The sequence below is a fragment of the Escherichia sp. E3659 genome (genome assembly GCF_005781135.1).
Taxonomy (GTDB): domain Bacteria; phylum Pseudomonadota; class Gammaproteobacteria; order Enterobacterales; family Enterobacteriaceae; genus Escherichia.
Genome location: NZ_VATQ01000035.1, coordinates 1 through 4,338, shown reverse-complemented (window position 1 = coordinate 4,338; position 4,338 = coordinate 1). Strand labels below are relative to the sequence as shown.

Genomic DNA, 4,338 nt, shown 5'->3' with positions numbered 1-4,338 from the left:
CGAGCAGCACCGCCGTAGGTTTTAGCCAGTACGGTAGTGATTGCAGCGGTCAGCGTTGTTTTACCATGGTCAACGTGGCCGATAGTACCGACGTTAACGTGCGGTTTTGTACGTTCAAACTTTTCTTTAGACATCGATTGTCCCTCTAAGACACGGATAAATCGGTGATATCACCACATCAACCAGGCAACATGCCCGACTTGTTGAATGCAATAAACAGAAGGAAAAAACAGGGAGGAGAAAAGAAGTGGTGCTGATAGGCAGATTCGAACTGCCGACCTCACCCTTACCAAGGGTGCGCTCTACCAACTGAGCTATATCAGCACATCTTGGAGCGGGCAGCGGGAATCGAACCCGCATCATCAGCTTGGAAGGCTGAGGTAATAGCCATTATACGATGCCCGCATCCTGGAACTCGGCTACCTGATTTTCATTCTGCACTGAATATCGAGAGAAGCTCTCTTTATTCGAGCCGGTAAGCGAACTTATCGTCTCGGGCTACGCCATCGCGTGGCCGAAATTGGTGGTGGGGGAAGGATTCGAACCTTCGAAGTCTGTGACGGCAGATTTACAGTCTGCTCCCTTTGGCCGCTCGGGAACCCCACCGGACTTGATGGTGCCGACTACCGGAATCGAACTGGTGACCTACTGATTACAAGTCAGTTGCTCTACCTACTGAGCTAAGTCGGCATCAAGTAGCGCGCATTCTATGGAGACATGCGAGTTCATGCAACTAAAAAATTGCATAATTTGTTTTATTGGTCACATTTTGCGCGACACGATGAATAAACAGCCGAATTGCGAGCAGATTAGCATACTTTTTCAGCATCACTCTGCATTAACAATGCGCGCCAGCTAAAACACAATTCTTTTTATCAGATGGAATATCTGTCACATTGCTTTTCAACGATAGCTTCCTGGAAGAGATTTTTTCTTATTATTCCTCCCCATCTGGTGTTACCCTCCTGCCCATTAACCCATTCAACAGAACTGTGACGCGCCATGGCAAATATCGCTTTGCCGATAGAGCTATGACCGCCAGAAACATGCTTATGAGTATAAAAGAGCAAACGTTAATGACGCCTTACCTACAGTTTGACCGCAACCAGTGGGCAGCTCTGCGTGATTCCGTACCTATGACGTTATCGGAAGATGAGATCGCCCGTCTCAAAGGTATAAATGAAGATCTCTCGTTAGAAGAAGTTGCCGAGATTTATTTGCCTTTATCGCGTTTGCTGAACTTCTATATAAGCTCGAACCTGCGCCGTCAGGCTGTTCTGGAACAGTTTCTTGGCACTAACGGACAACGCATTCCTTACATTATTAGTATTGCTGGTAGCGTCGCGGTAGGGAAAAGTACGACTGCTCGTGTGTTACAGGCACTATTAAGCCGTTGGCCGGAACACCGTCGTGTTGAACTGATCACCACCGATGGTTTTCTTCATCCCAACAAAGTGCTTAAAGAACGTGGCCTGATGAAGAAGAAAGGCTTCCCGGAATCGTATGATATGCATCGTCTGGTGAAGTTTGTTTCCGATCTCAAGTCCGGCGTGCCAAACGTTACAGCACCTGTTTACTCGCATCTTATTTATGATGTGATCCCGGATGGAGATAAAACTGTTGTTCAGCCTGATATTTTAATTCTTGAAGGGTTAAATGTCTTACAGAGCGGGATGGATTATCCACACGATCCACATCATGTATTTGTTTCTGATTTTGTCGATTTTTCGATATATGTTGATGCTCCGGAAGACTTACTTCAGACATGGTATATCAACCGTTTTCTGAAATTCCGCGAAGGGGCTTTTACAGACCCGGATTCCTATTTTCATAACTACGCGAAATTAACTAAAGAAGAAGCGATTAAGACTGCCATGACGTTGTGGAAAGAGATCAACTGGCTGAACTTAAAGCAAAATATTTTACCTACTCGTGAGCGCGCCAGTTTAATCCTGACAAAGAGTGCTAATCATGCGGTAGAAGAGGTCAGACTACGCAAATAATTTTCAGGGGAGCTAATGCTCCCCTTTCTTATTTTTCTGCACTACGCAGGGATATTTCACCGCCCATCCAGGGTTTTATTATTCCATCCTGCTCAAGCAATAAAGCGCCCTGTTTGTCTATTCCGCGTGAAATGCCAAATATTTCTTTATCACCAATGATAAGTTTCACTGGGCGATTAATAAAATTATCCAGCTTTTCCCAGCGAGAAAGATAAGGTGCCAATCCTTCTTGCTCGAAGAGTTCCAGCGCCGCGCGTAATTCACGTATTAGCATGGCCGCCAACGTATTACGATCGAGATTGATCCCCGCTTCCTGCAGCGTGATCCACCCCTGATTAACGACACTCTCTTCAACACGACGCATTGCCATGTTGATCCCGGCGCCAATGACTATTTGCGCCGCATCGCCGGTTTTGCCAGTCAGCTCCACAAGAATGCCTGCCAGCTTGCGATCCTGCAGATAGAGGTCATTAGGCCATTTAACACGAACTTTATCTGCACCCAGCTTGCGTAATACTTCCGCCATCACGATACCGATAACCAGACTTAAACCAATCGCCGCCGCCGGGCCTTGTTCCAGACGCCAGAACATCGACAAATATAAGTTTGCGCCAAAAGGCGAAAACCATTTCCGACCACGGCGACCACGGCCAGCCTGCTGGTATTCTGCAACGCAGGCATCGCCCGATTTAAGCTCTCCGATACGGTCAAGGAGATACTGATTCGTGGAGTCAATCACTGGCAGCACGGCTACACTACCGCCATCCAGCAGACTCAATATCTGTTCAGCATTAAGTAACTGGATGGGCTCAGGCAGGCTGTATCCTTTACCCGGAACGGTAAAGACATCCACGCCCCAGTCACGCAGTGTCTGAATGTGTTTATTAATAGCCGCCCGGCTCATTCCTAACATGTCACCCAGCTGCTCGCCAGAGTGAAATTCACCATTCGCTAACAGCGCGATTAATTTCAGTGGAACGGTATTATCCTTCATGAAATCGTCTCCACTGCGCTAACTTCACCTGATGCACCAATAAAGCGAACTTCTGGCTCAAGCCAGACATTAAATTTTTCACCCACTTTCTGTCTTACATGATGTGCCAGTTGCACGACATCTTCGCTTTTTGCATTGTCTTCATTAATGAGAACTAACGCCTGTTGACGGTGCACCGCAGCCCCACCCATTTGCATCCCTTTTAGCTGGCACTGATCGATAAGCCAACCTGCTGCCAGTTTTACTGAACCATCCGCCTGAGGGTAATTTGGTGCTGTTGGAAATTGTGCCAGTAATGCTTTAGCCGTTTCGGCAGATACAACAGGGTTTTTGAAGAAACTACCGGCATTGCCATTCACTTTTGGGTCAGGGAGTTTGGTGGTGCGCATATGACACACCGCATCAAATACTTGCTGTGGCGTTACTGTTGTAGGATCCAGACGAGTTAAGTCACCATACGTTAGTACAGGTTGCCACTCTTTTGGCAGACGCAGACCTACGGCTACAATGGCGAAGCGGTCCTGGTATTCATGTTTAAAAATACTGTCGCGATAGCCAAAACGGCACTCTTTAGCTGTTAAACGCTCTTGCTTGCCTGTCGCCAGTTCAACACAGTCAACATATGCGCAAACTCGCTGTAATTCTACGCCATAAGCCCCAATATTCTGGATAGGTGATGAACCAACACAACCAGGAATTAATGCCAGATTTTCCAGACCAGGCATACCTTCCTGCAAAGTGTATTTTACCAGGCGATGCCAGTTTTCTCCGGCTCCTACATGTAAATACCACGCATCAGGTTCATCATGAATTTCGATACCTTTGATCCGGTTGATGATCACCGTACCGCGATAGTCTTCCAGAAAAAGTACATTACTTCCTTCACCCAGAATAAGGACGGGTTGTCCTTCTGCGGTTGCATGCTGCCAGGCATTGAGTAATTGTTGTTCGTCTTCGGCACATACAATGTGCTGAGCATTATGATCAATGCCAAATGTGTTCCAGGGTTTTAAGGAGTGGTTCATAGCTGCTTTCCTGATGCAAAAACGAGGCTAGTTTACCGTATCTGCGGGGGGATGGCTTGTAGATATGACGACAGGAAGAGTTTGTAGAAACGCAAAAAGGCCATCCTGACGGATGGCCTTCTGCTTTATTTGATGCCTGGCAGTTCCCTACTCTCGCATGGGGAGACCCCACACTACCATCGGCGCTACGGCGTTTCACTTCTGAGTTCGGCATGGGGTCAGGTGGGACCACCGCGCTACGGCCGCCAGGCAAATTCTGTTTATTAACCCGCTTGTCGCCGGTTAATTTAATCTGTATCAAGCTTACTTATCGATG

Annotated in this window: 4 protein-coding genes, 4 tRNA genes, 1 rRNA gene and 1 pseudogene; 2 read left to right on the top strand and 8 right to left on the bottom strand. The window is 47.3% G+C overall.

The annotated features are described in order from the left end of the window. From FEK47_RS20435 to FEK47_RS20415, 5 genes are all read right to left on the bottom strand, one after another. Positions 1 to 134 (bottom strand): GTP-binding protein (locus tag FEK47_RS20435; RefSeq protein WP_000031653.1); only part of this gene is annotated, 134 nt, incomplete at its 3' end. A 114-nt stretch (positions 135 to 248) separates the two neighbouring features. Next, positions 249 to 324 (bottom strand) — tRNA-Thr (locus FEK47_RS20430). Positions 325 to 330: 6 nt separating this feature from the next. Continuing rightward, positions 331 to 405: transfer RNA gene (locus FEK47_RS20425), tRNA-Gly, on the bottom strand. A gap of 116 nt (positions 406 to 521) precedes the next feature. After that, positions 522 to 606 (bottom strand) — tRNA-Tyr (locus tag FEK47_RS20420). Positions 607 to 614: 8 nt separating this feature from the next. After that, a tRNA-Thr gene (locus tag FEK47_RS20415) sits at positions 615 to 690 on the bottom strand. Positions 691 to 709: 19 nt separating this feature from the next. Here FEK47_RS20415 and FEK47_RS25775 point away from each other — a divergent pair. Next, positions 710 to 860 (top strand): annotated as a pseudogene (locus FEK47_RS25775) (hypothetical protein); the annotation flags it as partial. Positions 861 to 1,052: 192 nt separating this feature from the next. Next, entirely contained in the window at positions 1,053 to 2,003 is a 951-nt protein-coding gene (coaA, locus tag FEK47_RS20410) for a type I pantothenate kinase (protein ID WP_000023076.1), read from the top strand. A 28-nt stretch (positions 2,004 to 2,031) separates the two neighbouring features. Here coaA and birA read toward each other — a convergent pair whose 3' ends face one another. The 3 genes from birA to rrf form a co-directional block, all read right to left on the bottom strand. Further along, on the bottom strand, positions 2,032 to 2,997 hold the full coding sequence (birA, locus tag FEK47_RS20405) for a bifunctional biotin--[acetyl-CoA-carboxylase] ligase/biotin operon repressor BirA (RefSeq protein WP_135486835.1): 966 nt from the start codon (positions 2,995 to 2,997) through the stop codon (positions 2,032 to 2,034). Beyond that, complete coding sequence (gene murB / locus FEK47_RS20400) at positions 2,994 to 4,022, bottom strand: UDP-N-acetylmuramate dehydrogenase (RefSeq protein WP_130210845.1); 1,029 nt, start codon at positions 4,020 to 4,022, stop codon at positions 2,994 to 2,996. The genes birA and murB overlap by 4 nt, the downstream gene beginning before the upstream one ends. A gap of 134 nt (positions 4,023 to 4,156) precedes the next feature. Then, positions 4,157 to 4,272: ribosomal RNA gene (gene rrf, locus FEK47_RS20395) — 5S ribosomal RNA — on the bottom strand. Positions 4,273 to 4,338: the final 66 nt, after the last annotated feature.